This is a genomic window from Klebsiella sp. F11 (genome assembly GCF_056712265.1).
In genome coordinates this window covers 2,412,893-2,438,262 of the sequence record NZ_CM160060.1, presented here as the reverse complement: position 1 = coordinate 2,438,262, position 25,370 = coordinate 2,412,893, and the positions used below count along the sequence as shown (strand labels likewise).

Genomic DNA, 25,370 nt, shown 5'->3' with positions numbered 1-25,370 from the left:
TGCCCGAAGCGCGAGGTTCAGGCGGCTGGAGCCGTTGTCTTTTGTGCCAATCAGCGCATTTTGCGGGCGGTTATAACGGATTTTGTGCAGCGTTTTATATTAAACATCCCCGTAACTAATGCGCTAATACTGAAGGGGGATATTTATCCCTGCAAAGTATAATTTTACTCCCTGGCCGCCAGGAAAATCATACTATCTCAGGGTTTTAGCTTGAGGTGCCGGTTAAGCTATAAGCGAGAAAGATGTGAACTCACGCGAAAAATTTAACTTAAATTAATTAATTACCGGGACAAATAACAAGTAATTTTGAATTCCTTACATTCTACCCTATTGCACATCTGATTATATCGCTCTATTATTAGTCCAACAAACCACCCCACAATATAAGTTTGAGATTACTACAATGAGCGAAGCACTTAAAATTTTGAACAACATCCGTACTCTTCGTGCGCAGGCGAGAGAATGCACCCTTGAAACGCTAGAAGAAATGCTGGAAAAATTAGAAGTTGTCGTTAACGAACGTCGCGAAGAAGAAAGCGCTGCGGCTGCAGAAATTGAAGAGCGTACTCGTAAACTGCAACAATACCGTGAAATGCTGATTGCTGATGGTATTGATCCGAATGAACTGCTGAGCACCATGGCGGCAGTTAAAGCGGGCACCAAAGCCAAACGCGCAGCACGTCCGGCAAAATATAGCTACGTTGATGAAAACGGCGAAACCAAAACCTGGACTGGTCAGGGCCGCACCCCGGCAGTGATCAAAAAAGCGATGGATGAGCAGGGCAAATCTCTGGATGATTTCCTGCTTTAATAAGTCGTCAGATTTGAAAAATCCCGCTTCGGCGGGATTTTTTTATCTTTACTCACTGCGATAAAAAAGCCGGAGCACAATACCTGCGCCCCGGCTCTGATATCTAAAGATAACGATTACTTAGCGATCGCTTTTTCCAGCCACTCTTTAAAATCGGCGCCGAGCGTTTTATGGCGCACGCCATATTCAACGAAAGCCTGCATGTAACCCAGTTTATTACCACAGTCATGGCTCTTGCCCTTCATATGGTAGGCTTCAACCGTTTCCTTCTCGATCAGCATATCGATGGCATCGGTCAGCTGGATTTCGTCGCCTGCGCCCGGAGGGGTTTTGGCCAGCAGCGGCCAAATATCGGCGCTCAGCACGTAACGACCGACGACGGCCAGGTTAGAAGGCGCAACGTCTGCTTTCGGCTTTTCTACCACGCCAACCATCGGCACGCTCTCACCCGGCTGCAGGGTCTGCCCCTTGCAATCAACGACGCCATAGGCGGTGACGTCAGCAACCGGCTCAACCATAATCTGGCTGGATCCGGTTTCATCGAAACGCGCGATCATTTCCGCGAGGTTATCGCTGCTCAGGTCGGATTCAAACTCATCCAGAATAACGTCCGGCAGAATAACCGCGACGGGCTCGTCGCCCACCACCGGGTGCGCGCACAGTACGGCATGACCAAGGCCTTTAGCGAGGCCCTGACGAACCTGCATAATGGTAACGTGCGGTGGACAAATAGATTGGACTTCTTCGAGAAGCTGACGTTTTACACGTTTTTCCAGCATTGCTTCCAGTTCAAAACTGGTATCGAAATGGTTTTCGATAGAATTTTTGGAAGAGTGCGTGACCAGAACAATTTCAGTAATCCCGGCCGCAATACATTCGTTAACAACATACTGAATTAAAGGCTTATCTACCAGCGGCAGCATTTCTTTCGGAATAGCCTTGGTAGCGGGCAGCATCCTTGTGCCTAATCCCGCAACCGGGATAACAGCTTTTCTTACTTTAGAATTAACGGCAGCCATTGAAATCTCCTGGACTGTATGTTTTTTAAACTAGCCATAATAATAACGCACCGAGTATATCAGCCTACCCAGGTAGGTCTGGTCTGAAAGGCGCGGATTTTCTCGAATTAGGACTTATACGTATAAAACCCATCGATAGTATCACTGCCAAAGACGATGCGGTAATCCTACCAGCGTGAAAATAATCTTAACTGTTCATTCCGCAGACAACATCAGGCGTAAACGGCCGCCCGCCCCCCAAATTTGGCACTGCCACGAGGAGCAGCGCTGGCTAATTTGGTTGAGATAAGCATTACCTAATGTGCCAAGCGGCACACCATTACTAATCTGTATTTGATGTTCTCCGGTATTCAGCGTGCCGTTTAAACCCGCCGATACCAAAATCAAATTTTTCAACCCGCTGTGGTAATAACCCACCAGCAGAGGAAATTGTCCGGGTAAATTCGCCTGACGAAGTAGCTGGTTGACCTGCTTTAACAATCCGGTCATTTCCGGCAGACGCTGGCCCTGATGGGCAAGCTGCTCCTGAAGCAAACCGTTAAACAGCGCGCGCAGCAGCAGCGCCGCAAGAACGCCATTATCACCCGCCCGGGTGACATCCAGACAGTAAAATGCCAAATCATTTTCTGATAATGGCGCAATATCGAGAACCAGACCGGGCCTGTCGGCGGTGACCAGCTGGCGATAGTGAATGCGGCAGCGCGATATTTCCTGCTGCACCGGTGGCTGTAGCTCCTGCAGCAGCCGGGACGCCGCGTTCGGGTCGCTGACCAGCGCATCCCAGTCCTCAAACAGCCGCTCCTCCTCTTCCACCCGCGAACTGAACATATGGGGATAGAGGCAGGCATAGACCGTCTCACGCAGGCGGTTAAAATCTTTTACCGGTTTAAGCAGAACATCCTGAACTCCAAGACGCAGCGCCCTGGCAATATCCGCCATATTCTCCGTCGCCGAAATCATCAGAATCGGCATCTGCTCGCCCTGGCCACGCAGATACTCCACCAGCTCAAGGCCATTCATGCGCGGCATCGAGATGTCGCAGATCATCAGGTCAGGCTTTGACTCGGCCATCTTTTGCAGTGCATCAACGCCATCCTCAGCCTGCGCGGTAGCGGCGCCCAGCGAGGTTAACCAGGAGTGCAAAAGAGTGCGGAAAACGGGCTCGTCTTCAACGATCAGAATGTGTTTTCCCGCCAATGGCTGCGTCATGATCTCTCCTCTGGCTGACGATAATTAAATATTGGCATGCAATTCACACTATCGCCTGTCAGAATTTACTGAAGTCTAAGTCAAGGGCGTCACGCCGAAGCGCGCACCAAAGGTAATAGTTCATCCATCTTTTTTTCCACCGCCAGATGGCCGGCAGCAATCGCCTCCCCGGCGCGATGGAAATCAAGGGTCGATATTTGTGGGCAAAAGGGCTGCAGCAGAATATCCGGTGGGTCACCCGCCATGCGGTTACGCTTCAGGCGGTTTTCCAGCACCTGAATAGAGGTGGACATAATTTCCATTGCCGTAGGCGTCGCGGTGGTCTTTTGCCGGGAACTCATTCCCGTCAGCCGCGCGCGCAGGCGCGAATGCCAGGTAAATTCTTTATCATCTTCTGCGCGCGGCTTCTCGATAGACCATAAGTCCTGCTGCATCAGATGCGCGTCGTGCTGAAGATCGACGGCGATGACAATGTCTGCCCCCAGCGCGCGCGTCAAAGAGACCGGGACGGGATTGACGACGGCGCCGTCAACCAGCCAGTAGCCATTGTGCATAACGGGCGACATCAGGCCGGGCATGCTGCAGGAGGCGCGTACCGCCAGATGCAAATCGCCTTCGGTAAACCACAGCTCGCGGCCGGTGCTCAGGTTGGTGGCCACCGCCGCAAACCGGCGATCGCAGCGTTCAATTTCAGAGGTAGGCAAGACTTGTCGATATTGATTGAATACGCGCTCCCCGCGCAGCAGGCCTCCACGACGCCAGGAGAGATCCATTAACCGCAGCACGTCCCAGTTGCTAAAGGAGCAGACCCATTTCTCCAGTACCGGAAGACGATTGCAGGCGTAGGCCGCGCCAACCAGCGATCCGATAGAGCACCCTGCCACAACGTCAATTTCAATACCTGCTCGCTGTAGCGCTTTAATCACACCGATATGCGACCACCCTCGGGCGGCTCCCGCCCCTAAGGCCAGACCAATCTTAAGCTTTCTCATTATTACCGATATACTTCCTTCCACCGCGAACATGGCATCATCGTCACGGCTCAGTTAACATAAAACACTTTGGCGTCGATGCGCCGTCATTCTTTTTCCATGGAGGCCGCTTTGTCGCCATTATGTCCCTGTGGCAGCGCTCTGGAGTATAGCGCATGTTGCCAGCGTTATCTGGACGGCGCGCTGCCAGCGCCAGACCCGTCACAGCTTATGCGATCCCGCTACAGCGCGTTTGTTATGAAAGATGCCGATTATCTGATTAAAACCTGGCATTCCTCTTGCCAGGCGCAGCAGTTCCGCGCGGATCTGGAGAGCGGTTTTGCCAAAACGCACTGGCTGGGATTGAGCGTCTTTGCCGCCGATGAGGGGCGAAATCCCGATGAAGGATTCGTCAGCTTTATTGCACGCTTTAACGACGATAGCCGTTCCGGCGTAATTATTGAACGTTCCAGATTCTTAAAAGAAAATGGACAGTGGTACTATATCGACGGCACGCGACCGCTGGTTGGTCGTAACGACCCCTGCCCTTGTGGCTCAGGTAAAAAATTTAAAAAATGCTGCGGCCAATAAACCGGCGTCAGCAATAGCAAACACTACAGGATTTCCCCCGCGATGCATTCATTACAACGTAAAGTACTACGCACTATTTGCCCTGATCAGAAAGGACTCATCGCGCGTATCACCAACATTTGCTACAAGCACGAGCTGAACATCGTGCAGAACAACGAGTTTGTCGATCACCGAACCGGCCGCTTCTTTATGCGTACCGAGCTGGAAGGTATTTTCAATGATGCCATCCTGCTGGCCGATTTGGATAGCGCGCTGCCGGAAGGTTCGATTCGCGAACTGACGCCTGCGGGGCGCCGCCGCGTGGTCATTCTGGTCACCAAAGAAGCGCACTGCCTTGGCGATCTGCTGATGAAAGCTAACTATGGCGGTCTGGATGTGGAGATTGCCGCTGTTATCGGTAATCACGAGACGCTGCGTACGCTGGTTGAGCGTTTTGATATTCCGTTCCAGCTGGTCAGCCATGAAGGCCTGACGCGTGAGGAGCACGATAAGCGGATGGGCGATGCTATCGAAGCTTTGGCGCCGGACTATGTGGTGCTGGCGAAATATATGCGCGTGCTGACGCCAGAGTTCGTTTCCCGCTTCCCGAACCAGATTATCAATATCCACCACTCATTCCTGCCGGCCTTTATTGGCGCTCGTCCGTATCATCAGGCTTACGAGCGCGGCGTCAAAATCATCGGCGCCACCGCGCACTATGTGAACGATAATTTGGACGAAGGCCCGATCATTATGCAGGACGTGATTCATGTCGATCACACCTATACGGCAGAAGATATGATGCGCGCCGGCCGCGACGTTGAGAAGAACGTGCTGAGCCGTGCCCTGTATCAGGTGCTGGCGCAGCGCGTGTTCGTTTACGGCAACCGAACGATTATTCTTTAATCGATAGATAAATTAGCTGGTTAGCTTTGCGCCTTTGCGCGCAAAAAGCAGGCAACCAGTTTATTTTTATCAACGGAGTGCTTTACAGGGGCGCGTCATTTGGTATGATGCGCCCCGCTTCCCCGGAAGGGAGCAGGCCAGTATTAGCATTACCCCGTGGTGGGGTTCCCGAGCGGCCAAAGGGAGCAGACTGTAAATCTGCCGTCATCGACTTCGAAGGTTCGAATCCTTCCCCCACCACCATTATTCACCACAGCCATGTGGTAACCCCGATGAGCCTTAGCGAGGTTTGCACTTATCGGGAAGGGTAAGAACCTTCGACCAGGGTTCGACTCGAGCGTCAGCGAGAGAACGTTGCCGAAGGCAACGGCCCGAAGGGTGAGGAGCGAAGCGACGAATAATCCTTCCCCCACCACCATTGTTCACTTTGCTGAATAGCCTACAATTTGATTTTACCCCTGGTGGGGTTCCCGAGCGGCCAAAGGGAGCAGACTGTAAATCTGCCGTCATCGACTTCGAAGGTTCGAATCCTTCCCCCACCACCATCACTTCCAGATATCTCATCAGTCGTAAACAAACACCAGCGTTGCATATCCTACCCATGCGGGAAGGATGAGAAGCTTCGACTAAGGTTCGACTCGAGCGTCAGCGAGAGAACGTTGCCGCAGGCAACGGCCCGAAGGGTGAGGAGCGAAGCGACGAATAATCCTTCCCCCACCACCATCACTTCCAGATATCTCATCAGTCGTAAACAAACACCAGCGTTGCATATCCTACCCATGCGGGAAGGATGAGAAGCTTCGACTAAGGTTCGACTCGAGCGTCAGCGAGAGAACGTTGCCGCAGGCAACGGCCCGAAGGGTGAGGAGCGAAGCGACGAATAATCCTTCCCCCACCACCATCACTTCCCAGATATCTCTTCACTCCCAAACAAGCATCAGCGTTGCACATTCTGCCCATCCGGGATGAACCTACATCGGCGGCAGGCGGCGCGTTACCGGCGAGCTTTTTACTATCGAGGTGTTGCACTGGGCATGTTCCGCCAGACCATCCAGCAGGGTATCAAGCTGCGCAATATCCCGCACCGACAGGCGCATGACGAAGCAATCTTCCCCCGTGACCTTGTCACATTCGATGCATTCTGGCATTGCCTGAATATATTTATCGACCTTCTGCAGCAACCCCGGAAGGGGCCTGACGCGAACCAGCGCCTGCAGGCCGTAGCCCAGCGCGGCCAGATTAATCCGGGCGCCATATCCCTGAATCACCCCGCGCTCTTCCAGACGCTTCACCCGCTCGGCGGTGCTGGGCGAGGTCAGCCCCACCCGCGCGCTCAGCACCTTTAGCGATACGCGCGCATCTTCCGCCAGACAGGCCAGGATAGCGCGGTCGATATTATCAATTAAGTGTTCCACTGTTTTTACCTGATAAATAAAAGTCATACCCGGAATTTACCTTAGATCACGCATATCAACCTGTCATCTGATTAACGACAATAGAGATACGCAAACGGAGGTAGAAAAATGACACATACGGTGACGGGCGTCTGGCAAATGAGCCTGGCGATGGTGATTTCGGGTTCGATCGGCGCATTCGTTTTACTCTCCGGTTTGCCGGTTATCGACGTGGTCTTCTGGCGCTGCCTTATTGGCGCGCTGACCTTAGCGGGCTTTATCTATCTCAGCCGACAGCCGTTCAGCCAGCTCACGCGGCTCACGCTGCTGCTGGCGATCCTCGGAGGCGTCGCCCTGGTCATTAACTGGCTGCTGCTTTTTGCCGCTTACGCCCGAATATCTATTGGCATGGCCACCGTGGTGTATAACACCCAGCCATTTATGCTGGTATTGATGGGAATGCTGGCCGGCGAGCGGGTGACGCTGATTAAGTGGGGCTGGCTGATTCTGGCCTTTTGCGGCGTGGTGGTCCTGCTCTCCAGCGAGCTGCTGCAGGCGCACGGCGGCCAGCTGGCGGCGGGTATTGCGCTGGCCCTTGGCGCCGCCTTTTTCTACGCGTTAACGGCGATAATCGCCCGCAGGCTGCGCCCTCTCCCACCCCAGCATATTGCCTTTATTCAGGTTATCGTCGGGACCATCATGCTGCTGCCGCTGGTTCAGGTTCCCGATTTTACCGCTGCGTTCCCCTGGCGGTACCTGCTGATTCTGGGCATTGTGCACACCGGCGTCATGTATCAGCTGCTCTACAGCGCGATTCAGAAACTGCCGACGCCCGCGATCGGTTCACTCTCCTTTATCTATCCGATTGTGGCGATCGTTGTCGATTATCTGGTCTTCGACCATGCGCTGGCGCCGGTGCAGCTGGCCGGGGGCGCGCTGATTCTGCTGGCGGCGGCGGGAAACAATCTGGGCTGGGGGGATGGGCTGGCGCTGAGCAATAAAAAACCCCGCCGAAGCGGGGTTTGATACGACCGATAGCGGCATTAGCGACGGGCGCGAACGATCTGATATTTGCGCGTCAGGTACTCTACCGGCGCGCTCCAGATATGCACCAGGCGGGAGAACGGGAACAGCAGGAACATCGTCATCCCCAGCACCAGGTGCAGGCGGAACACGAACGCCACGCCGTCCAGATGCTGTGAAGCGCCGCCGTGGAAGGTCACCACCGACTGCGCCCAGCCGACCAGCTTGAGCATTTCGCTCCCGTCCATATGCTGCGCCGAGAACGGAATCGTCAGCAGGCCCAGCGCGCACTGCACCAACAGCAGCGAGAGGATCAGGATATCCGCCGTCGTGGTGGTTGCGCGCACGCGCGGGCTGAACAGACGGCGCTTGAGCAGCAGCGCGCCGCCGACCAGGCACATCACGCCGCTGGCGCCGCCGGCAATCATCGCCATCTTCTGCTTCACGTCCATCGGCAGGAAGGACTCATACATCCAGTGCGGCGTCAGCATCCCGAGGAAGTGGCCGGCGAAAATGCCGAGGATCCCGATATGGAACAGGTTAGACGCCAGGTTCATGCCCTTGCGATCCAGCATCTGGCTGGACGCGGCTCGCCAGGTGTACTGACCATAGTCGTAACGCAGCCAGCTGCCGATCAGAAATACCGAACCGGCAATGTACGGGTAGATGTCAAAGAAGAACATATTCAGGAAGTGCATTATTGCGGTCCTCCGTTAGAGATATCCAGGTATTGCGGGGCCACGGCCCCGGCAAAACGACGCTGGTGAGCGGCAATTTCTGATTCGCCGCAGCCTTTATCGGCAAAGAATTTCACCTGCTCTTCTTCCCATACCGCGTCCAGCGCCTGCGGCGTATCGTCGCGGGCTTCATCGGCGATTTTTTCCGCGACCTTCTGGCTATCAACCCGGGTATCCGCCAGCTTCAGCAGCAGTTCAAACAGTACCGCATAACGGCTTTCGCGCTGCTGCAGGCGGGCGCTAAGCAGACCCAGAATCGGCGCCACGTCCTTCAGCCCGGCGATAGCTTCATCTTCCGGCAGCTGCGCCAGATATTCCAGGTACAGCGGCAGGTGGTCAGGAAGCTCATGGCTGTCGAGCTCCAGGCCATGACGCTCATATTGCGCCATCAGATCGACCATCGCCTGACCGCGATCGCGGGACTCACCGTGAACGTGTTCGAACAGCAGCAGCGACGTCGCCCGCCCGCGGTCAAACAGCTCGCTGTAATCCGACTGGGTATCCAGCACCTCCCGGGCGGTCAAATGGCGCAGGAAGTCGCCCAGCCTGCGGGCATCCTCCGCGGCGAATTTTTCCGATGACGCCAGCGCCTCCAGCATCTCCTGCTGATGCTGCCACAGGGCAGCGTCAGGATACTCAAGCAGGCGCGATACGATCACGAGTTCAATCATGGGTGCGGCTCCGTTTTGCTGGTCACGTCGATAGTGTCGATGCGGCGGCTATTGAACAGGTTGAACTGGCTGTCCGAACCGTGGCAGCCGTCACCGAAGGTGAAGCCGCAGCCGCTTTTTTCCGGGAAGGCGTCACGCGCCTGCTCGCGGTGGCTGCTCGGTACCACGAAACGGTCTTCGTAGTTGGCAATCGCCAGGTAGCGATACATCTCCTGCGCCTGGGCTTCGCTCAGACCCACCTCTTCCAGCGCGCGGGTATCCACGACGCCATCAACGCTTTCAGCGCGTTTAAAATGACGCATCGCCAGCATGCGCTTCAGCGCCAGCAGCACCGGCTGGGTATCGCCTGCGGTCAGCAGGTTCGCCAGGTACTGAACCGGAATACGCAGGCTTTCCACGTCCGGCAGAATACCGTTGCTCCCCAGCTCGCCGGCATCCGCCGCGGACTGAATCGGTGACAGCGGCGGCACGTACCAGACCATCGGCAGCGTGCGGTATTCCGGATGCAGCGGCAGCGCCAGCTTCCAGTCCATCGCCATCTTGTAGACCGGAGACTTCTGGGCGGCGTCGATAACCCCCTGCGGTACGCCGTCTTTCAGCGCCTGCTCGATGACTTTCGGGTCATTCGGGTCAAGGAAGACGTCCAGCTGACGCTGGTAGAGATCTTTCTCGTTTTCGGTGCTCGCCGCGGTTTCAATCGCATCCGCGTCATACAGCAGTACGCCAAGGTAGCGGATGCGGCCGACGCAGGTTTCTGAACACACGGTCGGCTGGCCCGCTTCGATGCGCGGGTAGCAGAAGATGCATTTCTCAGATTTACCGCTCTTCCAGTTAAAGTAGATCTTCTTGTACGGGCAGCCGGTGATGCACATCCGCCAGCCGCGGCACTTGTCCTGGTCGATCAGCACGATGCCGTCTTCCTCGCGCTTGTAGATAGCGCCGCTCGGACAGGTCGCCACGCACGCCGGGTTGAGGCAGTGCTCACACAGACGCGGCAGATACATCATGAAGGTATTTTCGAACTGGCCGTACATCGCCTTCTGCATGTTCTCGAAGTTTTTATCTTTCGCCAGCTTCTCGAACTCACCGCCCAGATCGTCTTCCCAGTTCGGACCCTTGGTGATTTTAGCCATGCGCTGGCCGGTGATCAGCGAGCGCGGGCGGGCAATTGGCTGCGCTTTGCTGTCAGCCGGCGCGTTATGCAGCGTCTGGTAGTCAAAATCAAACGGCTCGTAGTAGTCGTCGATACCCGGCAGATGCGGGTTGGCGAAGATTTTACCCAGCAGCATCGCGCGGTTGCCCATACGCGGCTGCAGCTTGCCGTTGATCTTACGAACCCAGCCGCCCTTCCATTTTTCCTGGTTTTCCCAGTCGGTGGGGAAACCGACGCCCGGCTTGGTTTCAACGTTGTTGAACCACGCGTACTCGGTCCCTTCACGGCTGGTCCAGACGTTTTTACAGGTGACTGAGCAGGTATGACAGCCGATGCATTTATCGAGATTCAGCACCATGCCGACTTGTGAACGAATTTTCATTTTACGCTCTCCTGTACCTGATCATTGCCTTCGCCATCCAGCCAATTAATATTTTTCATCTTACGTACCACCACAAACTCATCACGGTTCGAGCCGACGGTGCCGTAGTAGTTAAAGCCGTATGCCAGGTGCGCATAGCCGCCGATCATATGCGTCGGTTTTGGCGTAATGCGGGTCACCGAGTTATGGATCCCGCCGCGCTGGCCGGTAATTTCCGAACCCGGCAGGTTCATGATGCGTTCCTGCGCGTGGTACATCATGGTCATCCCGGCCGGCACGCGCTGGCTCACTACCGCACGCGCGGTCAGGGCGCCGTTGTTGTTGAAGACTTCAATCCAGTCGTTATCTTCAATGCCCATCTCTTTGGCATCCGCTTCGCTCATCCACACGATGGGGCCACCGCGGCCGAGGGTCAGCATCAGCAGGTTGTCGCTGTAGGTCGAGTGAATGCCCCATTTCTGGTGCGGCGTCAGGAAGTTGAGCGCTTTCTCCGGGTTGCCGTTTGATTTCTTACCCATCACCGCTTTCACCGAACGAGTATCGATCGGCGGACGGTACACCAGCAGGCTTTCACCAAAGTCGCGCATCCACTGGTGGTCCTGATACAGGGACTGGCGGCCGGAGAGCGTACGCCACGGGATCAGCTCATGGACGTTGGTGTAGCCGGCGTTATAGGAGACATGCTCATCTTCCAGTCCTGACCAGGTCGGGCTGGAGATAATCTTGCGCGGCTGCGCCTGGATATCACGGAAGCGAATTTTCTCGTCTTCTTTATTCAGCGCCAGGTGCGCGTGATCGCGACCGGTAAACTCGCTCAGCGCCGACCAGGCTTTCACCGCCACCTGGCCGTTGGTTTCCGGCGCGAGGGTGAGGATCATCTCAGCCGCGTCAATCGCCGTATCCAGCATCGGCTGGCCTTTCGCCGGGCCATCGGCCTTGGTGTAGTTGAGCTTACGCAGCAGATCCATCTCGCTCTGGGTGTTCCAGGCAATCCCCTTACCGCCGTTGCCGATTTTCTCCATCAGCGGGCCGATGGAGGTAAAGCGTTCCCAGGTTGCCGGATAGTCGCGCTCAACCGGAAGAATGTGCGGCGCGGTTTTCCCTGGGATCAGGTCGCATTCGCCCTTTTTCCAGTCCTTCACGTCGAGCGGCTGCGCCAGCTCGGCCGCCGAGTCGTGCTGGATTGGCAGGGTCACAATGTCGGTCTCTTTTCCGAGGTGCCCGACGCAGACTTCGGAGAATTTCTTCGCGATGCCTTTGTAGATCTCCCAGTCGCTTTTCGATTCCCAGGCCGGGTCGACGGCGGCAGAGAGCGGGTGAATAAACGGATGCATATCCGAGGTATTCATGTCGTCTTTTTCGTACCAGGTGGCGGTCGGCAGCACGATGTCGGAGTACAGGCAGGTGCTCGACAGACGGAAGTCCAGCGTCACCACCAGGTCCAGCTTGCCGTCGAGGCCGTTATCCTGCCACTCCACTTCTTCCGGCTTCACGCCGCCCTGTTTGCCCAGATCCAGCCCCTGAATACCGTGTTCTGTACCGAGCAGGTACTTGAGCATATATTCGTGACCTTTACCGGAAGAGCCCAGCAGGTTAGAACGCCAGATGAACAGGTTACGCGGGTGGTTTTTACCGTTTTCCGGCTGCTCCGCCGCGAAGCGGATGGTCCCCTCTTTCAGCGCCTTCACGGTGTAGTCAACCGGCGTCATACCGGCTTTCTTCGCCTCTTCGGCGATGCGCAGCGGGTTAGTCCCCAACTGCGGGGCGGACGGCAGCCAGCCCATACGTTCGGCGCGCACGTTGAAGTCCAGCAGATGGCCGGTGTAGCGGGATTTATCCGCCAGCGGTGACAGCAGCTCCTGCGCGGTGACCGACTCGTAGCGCCACTGGCTGGAGTGGTTATAGAAGTAAGAGGTGCTGTTCATGTGACGCGCCGGGCGCTGCCAGTCAAGGGCAAACGCCAGCGGCTGCCAGCCGGTCTGCGGACGCAGCTTTTCCTGACCCACGTAGTGAGCCCAGCCGCCGCCGCTCTGGCCGACGCAGCCGCAGAACACCAGCATGTTGATCAGGCCGCGATAGTTCATATCGAGGTGATACCAGTGGTTCAGACCGGCGCCGACGATGATCATCGAGCGACCGTGCGTCTTATCAGCGTTATCGGCGAACTCGCGGGCGGTACGAATGATGTTCGCCCGGGCAACGCCGGTAATTTTTTCCGCCCACGCCGGGGTGTATGCCTTAACGTCATCATAGCTTTTGGCGCAGTTTTCATCGTCCAGACCACGTTCCAGGCCGTAGTTGGCCATGGTCAGGTCATAAACGGTGGTCACCAGAGCGGTCGTCCCATCCGCCAGCTGCAGGCGTTTTACCGGCAGCTTATGCAGCAGGATGTTTTCCAGCTCAACGTTGGTGAAGTGTTCGGTGCCTTCGCCGCCAAAGTACGGGAAGCCCACCTGAGCTATCTCATCCTGGCTGCCCAGCAGGCTCAGCTGCAGTTCGATCTCTTCGCCGGATGCGCCGTCGCGCTGTTCAAGGTTCCATTTGCCTTTTTCACCCCAGCGGAAGCCGATTGAGCCGTTCGGCGCCACCATGTCGCCGTCGACGTTAATCGCCACGGTTTTCCATTGCGGGTTGTTTTCCTGGCCCAGCGAATCGACCAGGTCGGCGGCGCGCAGCATACGGCCCGCCGCGTAGTAGCCGTCGCGCTCTTCCAGCATCACCAGCAGCGGCATGTCGGTATAGCGACGGACGTAGTCGGTGAAGTACTGGCTTGGCTTGTCGAGATGGAACTCGCGTAGCATAACGTGGCCCATCGCCAGCGCCATCGCCGCATCGGTCCCCTGCTTCGGCGCCAGCCACAGGTCGCAGAGCTTGGCGATTTCGGCGTAGTCAGGGGTGATGGCAACGGTTTTGGTGCCTTTGTAGCGGACTTCGGTAAAGAAGTGGGCGTCCGGCGTACGGGTCTGCGGAACGTTAGAGCCCCAGGCAATAATGTAGCTCGAGTTGTACCAGTCGGCGGACTCCGGTACGTCGGTCTGCTCGCCCCAGGTCTGCGGGGAGGCCGGCGGAAGGTCGCAGTACCAGTCGTAGAAGCTCAGGCAGGTGCCGCCAATCAACGACAGGTAGCGCGCGCCGGAAGCGTAGGAGACCATCGACATCGCCGGGATCGGCGAGAAGCCCGCCACGCGGTCCGGGCCGTAGGTTTTGACGGTATAAACGTTGGATGCGGCAATCAGCTCGTTCACTTCCTGCCAGGAGGAGCGAACGAAGCCGCCGCGGCCGCGCGCCTGCTTGAAGCTTTTGGCTTTATCGGCATCTTCAATAATCGAAGCCCAGGCCGCAACCGGATCGCCGTGCTGGACCTTAGCCTCACGCCACATTTTCATCAGGCGTTTACGCATCAGCGGATATTTCAGGCGGTTGGCGCTGTACAGATACCAGGAGTAGCTGGCGCCGCGCGGGCAGCCGCGTGGTTCATGATTGGGCAGGTCCGGGCGGGTACGCGGATAGTCCGTCTGCTGGGTTTCCCAGGTGACGAGGCCATTTTTGACATAAATTTTCCAGCTGCATGAGCCGGTGCAGTTTACCCCGTGAGTGGAACGCACGATTTTGTCATGCTGCCAACGCTGACGGTAACCATCCTCCCAGTCCCGGTTGGTGTGTAGAAGCTGGCCGTGCCCGTCGGCAAAGGTCTCGCCCTTCTGTTTGAAGTAGCGAAACCGGTCCAGGAATTTACTCATGGGTTTCTCCTGTTTGGAGCCTGACGGCTCTCTGATAAATCGACATTGCTGGATTTGCAGCGAAGGTAACGCCATGAAAGAGGGAGAGAATTGATAACGATCAATGCGAAATGCCTTATGAATACCGCCCGAACCGCCAGCTACCACTTTGGTATTAGCTTTTTCTATTTTTTATCTAGCTGTTTTTTAAGGATTTTAATGGAAAAGTACGCCATTCGAAGCACGAGCATTATCCATATAGGTATTAAGGGGTAGACCGGACGACCGGGGGACGGTTTTGCTGAATTTCGCTACGCCGCCGCGCTAGCGCAGACGGCAGCGATTTAGGGGACAAAAAAAGGCGCAAATCACCTTGCGCCTTATGCCGGTAAACCGCATCGCTTAGGACTTCTGTTTACGCCCGTAAACCAGCCAGGTAATGATGACGCAGGCCACGTAGAACACGAGGAAGACCTTCATCGCCCCCGCCGGAGAGCCGGTCAGATCCAGAGAGATACCGAACGCTTTCGGGATAAAGAAGCCGCCAATCGCGCCGATCGCTGAGATAAAGCCCAGCGCCGCCGCCGTATCGGTCGCCGCTTCACGCGTCGCCTGCTCTTCGCTACCGCCCTGCGCCTTCACCCGCTCGGTGGTCATCTTACGGAAAATAACCGAAATCATCTGGAAGGTAGACGCGCTCCCCAGCCCGGCGATCAGGAACAGCACCATAAACACGCCGAAGAACGCGATAAAGCTACCGCCTTCACCGTGAGTCGGCAGCGTCAGGAACAGCAGGCCGCAGAAGATGGCCATCACCACGAAGTTAACCAACGTCACGCGAGTCCCGCCCAGACGGTCAGAGATAGCCCCGCCGGTAGAGCGCGCGAGGGCGCCAATAAACGGCCCGAAGAAGGCATAGTGCAGGATCTGCACGTCCGGGAACTGCGTTTTAGACAGCATCGCAAAACCGGCGGAGAAGCCGATAAACGAACCGAATGTTGCCAGGTACAGCAGCGCCATGATCCACAGATGCGCGCGCTTGAGCACCGGCAGCTGCTCGCGCAGCGAGGCTTTCGAGGCCGACAGGTCGTTCATAAAGAACCATGCCGCCAGAGTCAGGACGACAAGGAACGGAACCCAAATCCAGGCCGCGTTTTCGAGATACAGAATAGAGCCATCCGGCTGTTCGGCGCCGGTCCCGCCGAAGACGGCGAAAATAGACAGAGATACCACCAGCGGCGCAACCAGCTGCATAACGCTGACGCCCATGTTGCCGAGACCGCCGTTAATACCCAGCGCCCCGCCCTGCTTCTGTTTCGGGAAGAAGAAGCTGATGTTCGCCATGCTCGACGCAAAGTTTGCCCCGGCAAAACCGCACAGCAGGGAGATAATCACGAAAACGCTGAACGGCGTAGAGGTATCCTGCACCGCGAAGCCCAGCCAGACGCAAGGTACGATCATGATCCCGGTGCTGAATGCCGTCCAACGGCGGCCGCCGAACAGCGGAACCATGAACGCATAAGGCACGCGCAGCAGCGCGCCAGACAGCGCCGGCAGCGCGGTCAGCATAAATAACTGATCGGTCGTAAACTGAAAGCCAACCTTATTCAGGTTAACGGCCACGGCACTGAACAACATCCAAACGCAAAACGCCAGCAAAAGACACGGCACGGAGATCCACAGGTTGCGGCTGGCGACGCGGTGACCGCGCTGCTGCCAAAACTGAGGATCTTCCGGACGCCAGTCGGTGATGACTGAAGTGGTAGTCTTCTCCGGAAGGGAAGATTGACTCATATATACCTCTGATTATTCATATATCCCGCAGATACATTAGGGGTTACATGCGGCAGTAAGTTGATATAAATCAAAGGAAAAGTTGGCACCAATTGGCTTAAAAAAAAGCCATCACCCGAAGGGGGTAGTTATTTTCGCTTAAAAAAGTGTGGTTTTTCACATGACTGCCGGCCTTAATCGATCCCCTCATGGCGGCCCCCCTACTACCGACAATTAAAGGGTAATCCTTTATAGGTATGGGTATACTCCATCGGATATCCGAGAATAGGTCCCACTCCCGGATGGTTTGCCGGTCAGGAGCCACGCATTCTATGTTAAAACGTCTTTTTACCCCGCTCACGCTGGTGAATCAACTGGCGCTGATTGTCCTGCTTTCGACGGCCATTGGCGCCACCGGGATCGGCATATCCGCGCGGCTGGTGCACGGCGTTCAGGGCAGCGCCCACGCGATTAATAAAGCGGGCACGCTGAGAATGCAGAGCTATCGCCTGCTGGCCGCGGTGCCGCTCAACGCCAGCGACAGCAGGCTGCTCGACGAAATGACCGCCACCGTATTTAGCAAAGAGCTGCAGGACGCCGCCCTGCGGGACGGCCAGCAAAATCAGCTTAAAACGCTGCAGCACTACTGGCAGCAGGAGCTGGCGCCGGGGATGCGGCACGCGCAGAATCAGGCGACCGTCGCCACCGACGTCGCCGGCTTTGTCGACCGCATAGACCATCTGGTCACCGCCTTTGACCATACAACCGAACAGCGCATCAGGCACGTTGTCTGGATCCAGCGGATCCTGGGCTGCGGCATGGCGCTGCTGTTTCTGTTCACCATCGTCTGGCTGCGGGCGAGGCTGCTGCGCCCGTGGAAACAGCTGCTGGAGATGGCCCGCGCCATAAGCCATCGCGACTTTACTCGCCGCGTGCGCATCCGCGGACGCGATGAAATGGCCACCCTCGGGATGGCGCTGAACAACATGTCGGAAGAGCTGGCGGAGAGCTATTCCGTGCTCGAACGGCGGGTGCAGGAAAAAACCGCCGGTCTGGAGCAGAAAAACGAAATCCTCGCTTTTTTGTGGCAGGCCAACCGCCGCCTGCACTCCGGCGCCCCGCTCTGCGAGCGCATCTCGCCGGTGCTCAACGGCCTGCAGGGGCTGACGCTGCTGCGCGATATTGAAGTCAGGGTCTATGACCTTGAAGATGAGGACAACCATCAGGAATTCGCCTGTCATTCCGATTTTCACTGCGATGACAAAGGCTGCTATTTATGTCCGCGCGATCTGCCGCCGCTGCCCGACGGCGGGGCAACGCTGAAGTGGCGGCTCTCGGATGCCCATAACCAGTACGGCATTCTGCTGGCCACCCTGCCGGCGGGCCGCCATCTGAGCCACGATCAGCAGCAGCTGGTGGATACCCTGGTCGAGCAGCTGACCTCGACGCTGGCGCTGGACAGACATCAGGAGCATCAGCAGCAGCTGATCGTCATGGAAGAGCGCGCCACTATCGCTCGCGAACTGCACGACTCGATTGCTCAGTCGCTCTCCTGCATGAAGATGCAGGTCAGCTGCCTGCAGATGCAGGGCGAAAATTTACCGGAAGAGAGTCGCCTGCTGCTGGGTCAGATTCGCAACGAGCTGAATACCTCCTGGGCGCAGCTGCGCGAGCTGCTGACCACCTTCCGCCTACAGTTAACCGAACCGGGACTGCGTCCGGCGCTGGAAGCCAGCTGTCTGGAATATAGCGCCCATTTCGGCTTTACGGTAAAGCTGGACTACCAGCTGCCGCCGCGTTTCGTCCCCTCGCACCAGGCGATCCATGTGCTGCAAATCGCCCGCGAGGCGCTCAGCAACGCGTTGAAGCACGCCGAAGCGACGGAGGTCACCGTAACCGTGTCGCTGCGGGATAATCAGGTCAGGCTGATGGTCGCGGATAATGGCCGCGGCGTACCCGACCATGCCGAACGGAGTAACCATTACGGTTTAATTATTATGCGGGATCGCGCCCAGAGCCTGCGCGGAGACTGCCAGGTACGCCGTCGCGAGACGGGCGGTACCGAAGTGGTCGTCACCTTTATCCCGGAAAAAGCGTTTTCAATCCAATAGGAGAACCCCATGAGTCAACAGGAACGGGCAACCATCCTTCTCATTGACGATCACCCGATGCTACGCACCGGCGTTAAACAGCTGGTTAGCATGGCATCCGACATCCAGGTGATCGGCGAAGCCAGCAACGGCGAACAAGGTATTGCGCTGGCGGAGTCGCTGGATCCAGACCTGATCCTGCTGGATCTCAATATGCCGGGCATGAACGGCCTGGAAACCCTCGATAAGCTGCGAGAGAAGTCGCTCTCCGGCCGGGTAGTGGTCTTCAGCGTCTCCAACCATGAAGAGGATGTGGTCACCGCCTTAAAACGCGGCGCCGACGGCTATCTGCTTAAAGACATGGAGCCGGAAGATCTGCTGAAAGCCCTGCAGCAGGCGGCTGCCGGCGAGATGGTGCTGAGCGAGGCGTTAACGCCGGTGCTGGCGGCCAGCCTGCGCGCCAACCGCGCCACCTCGGACCGCGATATCAGCCAGCTGACCCCGCGCGAGCGCGATATCCTCAAGCTTATCGCCCAGGGCCTGCCGAACAAAATGATCGCGCGCCGTCTGGAGATCACCGAAAGTACCGTCAAGGTGCACGTTAAGCATATGCTGAAGAAAATGAAGCTAAAATCGCGCGTCGAAGCCGCGGTCTGGGTACACCAGGAGCGCGTTTTCTAGGGCAGTTGCTGCCAGGATACGCCCTGGGCCGAGAATTTTACCAGTGGCTCGCTCAGCGCCAGTGCGATCTCATTGGAAGAGACGCGCTGACCCGTTTTATCTTCTACCACCACCGACAGATGCCACAGATTGGTCGCGCCCGGTTCATCGCTCCACGCCGGCAAAATCACGCTCCAGCCGTCAGGGCTATTGGCATCCACGGGCGACGTCAAACTCAGCAGCTGCGTATCCCCCTGCCATTTCAGCGATTTAATCCCATGCAGGCTACGAATCTGCAGCTTAAGCTGTACCGTTTCCCCGGACTGCAGATCCCACGGCGGCGTGGCCAGATAGGCCGACAGCGATTTACGCTGGCGATACTCAACCACCGGCAGATTATCGCGCTCCGGGCTGTCGTAGCGGCTGCCGCGCAGGGAGCGGCCGATCGCCACCTCGTCGGCCGCCAGCTGCTGCTTTAACGGCACGCCGAAGCGATAGTTCAGATTCAGCCCGACGTTGTTCTGACTGAGCCCGCTTTCGCCCTGCTTATGCTTTGCCGTAACCGTCACCAGCGGAACCGGGGTGTAGTTGAGTCCCACCGAGACCGCCACCGGATTATGGTAGCCGGTACCCGAATGGAACAGGTCAACGCTGTCGCCAAAATACTGCTCGACGCTGACGCTGGTATTAATATGCTGGTAAAAGGGCAACCGCGCCTGGGCCGTGACGTCGTAGCCGCTCGCCATGCGCTGCTCCTGGGTCAGGCTCCCGCCCTGCTGCCAGCTGCCTACCGGGTGGTAGTAGTTGGCCGACAGGCGTATCGACTCTCCCCACGCCTCGGCGCCGATGCTGCCGCGCGCCAGGCTCTCATCCAGCACCTTATCGTAGAATGAGTTGTAGCCCAGCAGCCAGGTTCCAACCCGCCAGCGCTGCCCGAGGCCGATATTGCCCACCAGGCCGCTGTCGCGCTGGGTCACCGAATACTGGTTCCAGGTGAGGAAGTCGCCGCTATCCTGCAGCGGCACAAACCAGCTGCCCTTGCTGCCGGTAAAGCGTCCTTCCTTATTCACCAGCAAATCAACGTTGGCGTTGCCCCACGGCGATAGCCAGCTCTCCAGCTGCTGGCTGACCTCGCTGCCAATCTTGCCGATCGCAAGCATCCGCGCCTGCTCGCCGGTGGTCAGGCCATTATCGCTCATGCTGGCTTCGCCGAATTTTTTCGCCATCTCGGCAAAGTGCTGCGCGTCTTCATCAAGCTGGGGCGCGATGCCGAGATCGGGCAGCGCCGTCTGTTGCTCGCTAAAAGCATTGCTTCCCTGCAGGGCACGTACCGGCGCGCCGGCCAGCAGCAGGAGGATGGGGAGAAGTGGCGTAAGGCGGAATGACAAAGGCATTAAACGGATGACACAGGCTCGCGAAGGATGGCAACAGAACCTAAGTTTACCGTTTTTTGCCATCCCCCGCAGCCCATTAGCCAATTTCAGGAATATGCCGAATCTTACGCCCCGGCCCAATTTTCCGTTAACGGCGCTTTCAGTTGCGGGAGAGAGGAGCCCGCAGCAGACGGGTCTCCGCCATCAGGAGGCCTCCGCCCGCGCCAGCAGAACCTGGTTGCCCACCCACACCTTGCCGTTCTCCACCTTGACCGGCCAGGCGCGTACCGCCTGCTCGCCGCCGTCGCAGGCGCGGCCGTCGCGCAGGCGAATGCGCTGTTTGTAGAGCGGGGAGATGACTATCGGCTCGCCGCCGGCGTCGCCGAGGATCCCGCGCGACAGCACGTTGGCGTCGCTGCCGGGCTCAAGGTTATCGAGCGCGTAAATCTGCTCGCCAAAGCGGAACAGCGCGATCTGCCGCTCACCTAGCCGCGCGCCGATCCCGGCCTCGGCGGGGATCGCCTCGAGATCGCAAATCGCCTGCCACGGGCGGGCCGAAGGCGCGCCTTCATGCAGCACGGGCGCCGCCACCGGCTGCGGCTGGCCGCGGAGCGGCCGGCGCTGCACCGCGTCATCCGGCTGCTCGCTGTTGACGTAAGAGCGGAATAGCGCCAGGCGCTGCGGATCGTTAAGGGTGGTTTGCCACTCGCACTGATAGCTCTCCACCACCCGCGCCATCTCCTGCTCCAGCTCCTCGCCGATCCCGAGGCTATCCTCAAGGATCACCTCGCGCAGATAGCCGATGCCGCCCTCAAGGTTGTCCAGCCAGGTGCTGGTACGCTGCAGGCGATCGGCGGTGCGGATATAGAACATCAGCAGACGGTCGACGGTGCGGATCAGCGTCGCGTCATCGATATCGCTGGCAAACAGATCCGCATGGCGCGGCTTCATGCCGCCGTTGCCGCAGACGTATAGATTCCAGCCCTTCTCGGTAGCGATTACCCCGATATCTTTACCCTGCGCCTCGGCGCACTCCCGCGTACAGCCGGAAACCGCCATTTTGATCTTATGTGGCGCGCGCAGGCCCTTGTAGCGGTGCTCCAGCGTCACCGCCAGGCCGGTCGAATCCTGCACACCGTAGCGGCACCAGGTGGAGCCGACGCAGGATTTCACCGTGCGTAAGGATTTACCGTAGGCGTGGCCGGTTTCAAACCCGGCCTCCGCCAGTTCGCGCCAGATGGCCGGCAGCTCCTCAAGGCGGACGCCGAAGAGATCGATACGCTGGCCGCCGGTAATTTTGCTGTACAGCTGATAGCGTTTGGCAATCTGCCCGATGGCGATCAGGCCATCCGGCGTCACCTCTCCGGCCGCCATCCGCGGCACCACCGAATAGGTACCGTCCTTCTGGATGTTGGCGAAGTAGCGGTCGTTGGTATCCTGCAGCGGCAAATGCGCCGGCTTCAGCAGATATTCGTTCCAGCAGGAGGCCAGCACCGAGGCCACCAGCGGTTTACAGATTTCGCAGCCGTGCCCCTGGCCGTAGCGGGCAATCAGCTGTTCAAAGGTGCGGATGTGGTTCACGCGCACGAGGTGATAAATCTCCTGCCGCGACCACGGGAAGTGCTCGCAGATGTCTTTTTTGACCTCGACGCCCTGGGCGGAGAGCTGATACTCCATCACCTGCTTGACCAGCGCGCTGCAGCCGCCGCAGCCGGTAGCGGCTTTGGTACAGCTCTTGATCGCCGCCATGTCGCCCGCGCCGCCGCTGACCGCCCGGCAAATATCGCCTTTGCTGACGTTGTGGCAGGAGCAGATTTGCGCGCCGTCCGGCAGCGCCGCTACGCCGAGCGCCTTCGGCGCGCTCCCTTCGAGAGCGGGCAGGATCAGGCTTTCCGGACGCGCCGGCAGCGCCATAGCGTTGAGCATCATCTGCAGCAGCGTGGAGTAATCGCTGGCGTCTCCGAGCAGCACGCCGCCAAGCAGCGTTTTGCCATCCTCGCTGACGACGATTTTTTTATAGATCTGCTCCGGCCCGTGGGTCCACTGATAGCTCTGGCAGCCGGGCGTGCGCCCCTGGGCGTCGCCGAAGGAGGCGACGTCGATGCCCAACAGCTTGAGCTTGGTGCTCATATCCGCCCCGCTGAACCTCGCCTCCTCTCCGGCGAGGTTCGCCGCCGCCGTTCTCGCCATCTGATAGCCCGGCGCCACCAGGCCGTAAATTTTATTCTCCCACAGGGCGCACTCGCCGATGGCCAGCACGTCCGGGTCGGAGGTACGGCAGAGATCGTCAATGCAGATACCGCCACGCTCGCCTACCGCCAGCCCGCCGCTGCGCGCCAGCGCATCCTGCGGGCGGATACCGGCGGAGAACACCACCATATCGGTACTGAGCGAGCCGCCGTCGGCAAAATTAAGCGTCAGCCCTTCGGCATCGCGCACGATGGCCTGGGTTGCCTTGCTGGTATGCACCCCGACGCCAATATCGCTAATTTTTTCCCGCAGCATCGCCGCCCCCGGACCGTCCAGCTGTACCGCCATCAGGTTCGGCGCAAACTCCACCACGTGGGTTTCCAGCCCCAGTTGCCTGAGCGCGTTGGCGGCCTCCAGCCCGAGCAGGCCGCCGCCGATCACCACCCCGCGCTTCGCCCCGCTGGCGCAGGCGGCGATCCGGTCGAGATCGTCCAGCGTGCGGTAGACGAAGCAGCCGTCAAGATCGTGGCCCGGCACCGGCGGAACGAAGGGGTAGGAGCCGGTGGCCAGCACCAGCTTGTCCCAGTGGGTTTCGTGGCCGCGGCCGTCGCGAACCACCCGCGCCTCGCGATCAATGGCGGCCACCGGCTCGCTCAGGCGCAGCTCAATCCCGTTGTCGGTAAAGAAGTCGCCTTCCACCAGCGACAGCGATTCCGCGCTGCGGCCGGCGAAATATTCCGACAGATGCACCCGGTCATAGGCGGCGTAGCGCTCTTCACCAAACACCACGATCCGATACTGCTGATGCAGGTTACGGCTGACGCATTGCTCAAGAAAGTGGTGGCCGACCATGCCGTGTCCGATCAGCACCAAAACGGGTTTTGTCATAGAGATTTGTCCTGCAGCGCGCGGCTGCGTTGAAGAAGGTTCAAAAAGCCATTCTGGCGGTGCGCGGATTCCCGGCCGTGCCGTCAGCGGCGCTGAACGGCTCAAGACCGGTCACCTTCAGGCGGGTACCGCCGCCCCCCTACGCCGCTTTCGGCTGTTTTTCGTAGAGGAAATGCAGGATCTGCTGGCGCAGGTGGTGATAGCGGCTATCGTCCGCCAGCTGCACGCGATTGCGCGGCCGGGGCAGATTGATATCGAGGATTTCACCGACCGTCGCCGCCGGGCCGTTGGTCATCATCATTACCCGGTCCGACAGCAGCACCGCCTCATCTACGTCGTGGGTAATCATCACGATGGTGGTGTTCAGCGCCTGCTGTATTTGCATGACCGCGTCCTGCAGATGGGCGCGGGTCAGGGCGTCGAGCGCGCCGAAGGGTTCATCCAGCAGCAGCACCTTGGGCTTCATCGCCAGCGCCCTGGCGATCCCCACCCGCTGCTTCATTCCCCCGGAAATTTCCCCCGGGCGCTTGTGCAGCGCATGGCCCATCTGCACCCGATCGAGGTTGTGCTCGATCCACTCCCGGCGCTCGGCCTTGCTCATGGTGTGGCGAAAGACCCGATCCACCGCCAGAGCCACGTTGTCAAAGCAGGTCAGCCACGGCAGCAGGGAGTGGTTTTGAAACACCACCGCCCGCTCCGGCCCCGGTCCGGCGATTTCGCGGTTATCGCACAGCAGGCCCCCTTCCGTCGGCAGCGCGATCCCGGCAATCAGATTCAGCAGCGTCGATTTGCCGCAGCCGGAGTGGCCGATCAGGCTGACGGTTTCCCCTTCGTAGATATCGAAGGAGACGTTTTGCAGCGCCAGAAACTCGCCGCTGGCGGTATTGAAACGCTGGCTGACGGCCTGTACCTGAATTAATGGTTTCATAGCGACTCCCTATTTTTCCTGCCAGCTGAAGCGGCGGGCGATAAGCATGAGGCCCTGCTCAAGCAGCAGGCCGACGACGCCGATAATCACGATGGCGATAATGATGTTTTCCACGTTGAGGTTGTTCCATTCGTTCCAGATCCAGAAGCCAATTCCCAGTCCGCCGGTGAGCATTTCGGCGGCGACGATCACCAGCCAGGCGATGCCAATGGAGAGGCGTACGCCGGTCAGCACCGCGGGCAGCACCGCCGGGAAGAGGATGCGGCGCATCACCGTCCATTCGGAGAGCTGTAAGACGCGCGCCACGTTGAGGTAGTCCTGCGGAATACGCCGGACGCCCTCGGCGGTGTTGATCACCATCGGCCAGATGGAACAGATAAAGATGGTGCAGCTCGACGCAGGTTCGGCTTTCTGGAACAGCAGCAGGCCGATTGGCAGCCAGGCCAGCGGGCTGACCGGACGCAGCAGCGCGATCAGCGGGTTAAACATGCGGGCAAAGAACAGCGAGCGGCCAATCAGGAAGCCCAGCGGAATGCCGACCAGCGCCGCGAGGCCGAAGCCCACCGCCACGCGCTGCAGCGATGCCAGCACGTTCCAGCCGATGCCCATATCGTTGGGGCCATCCTGATAAAACGGATCGGCAAACAGCGTCAGCGCCGAATCAAGGGTGCTGAGCGGCGTCGGGAAGCCTTTGCCGTTAATCGCCGCCAGCTGCCAGCAGAACAGGAGCAGCCCTAGCCCCAGCAGCGGCGGCAGCACCCGCTGGACGCCTTCACGCAGCCAGCGCCTGACGGCGGGCGTTGGGCGCCGGACCTGCACCGGCGGCAGGATAATCACTTCGCCCGGCGCGTTTTCCGCGCGGACCACTGCCGGTTGGGTACTACTTTTTTGCGCGTGTTTCAT

19 protein-coding genes, 2 tRNA genes and 3 other RNA genes are annotated in these 25,370 nt (G+C 58.4%); 11 read left to right on the top strand and 13 right to left on the bottom strand.

Going from position 1 to position 25,370, the window contains the following annotated elements:
* The first annotated feature begins 403 nt into the window (after positions 1-403).
* On the top strand, positions 404-811 hold the full coding sequence (hns, locus tag AC1M2H_RS12050) for a histone-like nucleoid-structuring protein H-NS (protein WP_041146073.1): 408 nt from the start codon (positions 404-406) through the stop codon (positions 809-811).
* Positions 812-927: 116 nt separating this feature from the next.
* Here hns and galU read toward each other — a convergent pair whose 3' ends face one another.
* The 3 genes from galU to rssA all read right to left on the bottom strand — a co-directional run bounded on the left by galU (position 928) and on the right by rssA (position 4,031).
* Entirely contained in the window at positions 928-1,830 is a 903-nt protein-coding gene (gene galU / locus AC1M2H_RS12045) for a UTP--glucose-1-phosphate uridylyltransferase GalU (RefSeq protein WP_480151515.1), read from the bottom strand.
* A 195-nt stretch (positions 1,831-2,025) separates the two neighbouring features.
* A complete protein-coding gene (gene rssB / locus AC1M2H_RS12040) occupies positions 2,026-3,039 on the bottom strand; it encodes a two-component system response regulator RssB (RefSeq protein WP_480151514.1) in 1,014 nt (337 codons plus the stop codon).
* Positions 3,040-3,128: 89 nt separating this feature from the next.
* On the bottom strand, positions 3,129-4,031 hold the full coding sequence (gene rssA, locus AC1M2H_RS12035) for a patatin-like phospholipase RssA (protein ID WP_426814457.1): 903 nt from the start codon (positions 4,029-4,031) through the stop codon (positions 3,129-3,131).
* 111 nt (positions 4,032-4,142) lie between these two features.
* Here rssA and AC1M2H_RS12030 point away from each other — a divergent pair, with 111 nt between their 5' ends.
* The 7 genes from AC1M2H_RS12030 to AC1M2H_RS12000 all read left to right on the top strand — a co-directional run bounded on the left by AC1M2H_RS12030 (position 4,143) and on the right by AC1M2H_RS12000 (position 6,387).
* The gene (locus AC1M2H_RS12030; protein WP_480151920.1) at positions 4,143-4,601 is read left to right on the top strand and encodes a YchJ family protein; all 459 of its coding nucleotides are present in this window, start codon (positions 4,143-4,145) and stop codon (positions 4,599-4,601) included.
* 42 nt (positions 4,602-4,643) lie between these two features.
* Positions 4,644-5,486 (top strand): formyltetrahydrofolate deformylase, encoded by an 843-nt coding sequence (gene purU / locus AC1M2H_RS12025; RefSeq protein ID WP_426814455.1) that lies wholly within the window; start codon positions 4,644-4,646, stop codon positions 5,484-5,486.
* Positions 5,487-5,644: 158 nt separating this feature from the next.
* A tRNA-Tyr gene (locus AC1M2H_RS12020) sits at positions 5,645-5,729 on the top strand.
* Positions 5,730-5,772: 43 nt separating this feature from the next.
* Positions 5,773-5,904, top strand: a non-coding RNA gene (locus AC1M2H_RS12015) — RtT sRNA.
* A 42-nt stretch (positions 5,905-5,946) separates the two neighbouring features.
* Positions 5,947-6,031, top strand: a tRNA-Tyr gene (locus tag AC1M2H_RS12010).
* 46 nt (positions 6,032-6,077) lie between these two features.
* Positions 6,078-6,209, top strand: a non-coding RNA gene (locus tag AC1M2H_RS12005) — RtT sRNA.
* Positions 6,210-6,255: 46 nt separating this feature from the next.
* A non-coding RNA gene (locus AC1M2H_RS12000) (RtT sRNA) lies at positions 6,256-6,387 on the top strand.
* 70 nt (positions 6,388-6,457) lie between these two features.
* On the opposite strand, the gene AC1M2H_RS11995 is transcribed toward AC1M2H_RS12000, so the two are convergent.
* Complete coding sequence (locus AC1M2H_RS11995; protein ID WP_480151513.1) at positions 6,458-6,928, bottom strand: Lrp/AsnC family transcriptional regulator; 471 nt, start codon at positions 6,926-6,928, stop codon at positions 6,458-6,460.
* 81 nt (positions 6,929-7,009) lie between these two features.
* Here AC1M2H_RS11995 and AC1M2H_RS11990 point away from each other — a divergent pair, with 81 nt between their 5' ends.
* Complete coding sequence (locus AC1M2H_RS11990) at positions 7,010-7,906, top strand: DMT family transporter (protein WP_480151512.1); 897 nt, start codon at positions 7,010-7,012, stop codon at positions 7,904-7,906.
* 17 nt (positions 7,907-7,923) lie between these two features.
* On the opposite strand, the gene narI is transcribed toward AC1M2H_RS11990, so the two are convergent.
* From narI to AC1M2H_RS11965, 5 genes are all read right to left on the bottom strand, one after another.
* A complete protein-coding gene (gene narI / locus AC1M2H_RS11985) occupies positions 7,924-8,601 on the bottom strand; it encodes a respiratory nitrate reductase subunit gamma (protein ID WP_480151511.1) in 678 nt (225 codons plus the stop codon).
* On the bottom strand, positions 8,601-9,311 hold the full coding sequence (gene narJ / locus AC1M2H_RS11980) for a nitrate reductase molybdenum cofactor assembly chaperone (RefSeq protein ID WP_480151510.1): 711 nt from the start codon (positions 9,309-9,311) through the stop codon (positions 8,601-8,603). Before narJ ends, narI begins: the two co-directional genes overlap by 1 nt.
* Positions 9,308-10,846 (bottom strand): nitrate reductase subunit beta, encoded by a 1,539-nt coding sequence (gene narH, locus AC1M2H_RS11975; RefSeq protein ID WP_480151509.1) that lies wholly within the window; start codon positions 10,844-10,846, stop codon positions 9,308-9,310. The genes narJ and narH overlap by 4 nt, the downstream gene beginning before the upstream one ends.
* Positions 10,843-14,586, bottom strand: a complete 3,744-nt coding sequence (locus AC1M2H_RS11970) for a nitrate reductase subunit alpha (protein ID WP_480151508.1) — start codon at positions 14,584-14,586, stop codon at positions 10,843-10,845. The genes narH and AC1M2H_RS11970 overlap by 4 nt, the downstream gene beginning before the upstream one ends.
* Positions 14,587-14,967: 381 nt before the next feature.
* A complete protein-coding gene (locus AC1M2H_RS11965; protein ID WP_480151507.1) occupies positions 14,968-16,359 on the bottom strand; it encodes a NarK family nitrate/nitrite MFS transporter in 1,392 nt (463 codons plus the stop codon).
* Positions 16,360-16,670: 311 nt separating this feature from the next.
* Here AC1M2H_RS11965 and narX point away from each other — a divergent pair, with 311 nt between their 5' ends.
* Together narX and narL are read left to right on the top strand one after the other, a co-directional pair.
* Positions 16,671-18,449, top strand: coding sequence for a nitrate/nitrite two-component system sensor histidine kinase NarX (narX, locus tag AC1M2H_RS11960; RefSeq protein WP_480151506.1), 1,779 nt, complete (start codon positions 16,671-16,673; stop codon positions 18,447-18,449).
* A gap of 9 nt (positions 18,450-18,458) precedes the next feature.
* Complete coding sequence (narL, locus tag AC1M2H_RS11955; RefSeq protein ID WP_041146087.1) at positions 18,459-19,109, top strand: two-component system response regulator NarL; 651 nt, start codon at positions 18,459-18,461, stop codon at positions 19,107-19,109.
* Here narL and AC1M2H_RS11950 read toward each other — a convergent pair.
* The 4 genes from AC1M2H_RS11950 to ntrB all read right to left on the bottom strand — a co-directional run bounded on the left by AC1M2H_RS11950 (position 19,106) and on the right by ntrB (position 25,370).
* Positions 19,106-20,482, bottom strand: coding sequence for a YchO/YchP family invasin (locus AC1M2H_RS11950; RefSeq protein WP_480151505.1), 1,377 nt, complete (start codon positions 20,480-20,482; stop codon positions 19,106-19,108). The two genes, narL and AC1M2H_RS11950, sit on opposite strands and share 4 nt — an antisense overlap.
* A gap of 183 nt (positions 20,483-20,665) precedes the next feature.
* Positions 20,666-23,503, bottom strand: a complete 2,838-nt coding sequence (gene nirB / locus AC1M2H_RS11945) for a nitrite reductase large subunit NirB (RefSeq protein ID WP_480151919.1) — start codon at positions 23,501-23,503, stop codon at positions 20,666-20,668.
* A 175-nt stretch (positions 23,504-23,678) separates the two neighbouring features.
* Positions 23,679-24,467 (bottom strand): ABC transporter ATP-binding protein, encoded by a 789-nt coding sequence (locus AC1M2H_RS11940; protein ID WP_480151504.1) that lies wholly within the window; start codon positions 24,465-24,467, stop codon positions 23,679-23,681.
* Between the two features lie 9 nt (positions 24,468-24,476).
* Positions 24,477-25,370 (bottom strand): nitrate ABC transporter permease, encoded by an 894-nt coding sequence (ntrB, locus tag AC1M2H_RS11935; protein ID WP_480151503.1) that lies wholly within the window; start codon positions 25,368-25,370, stop codon positions 24,477-24,479.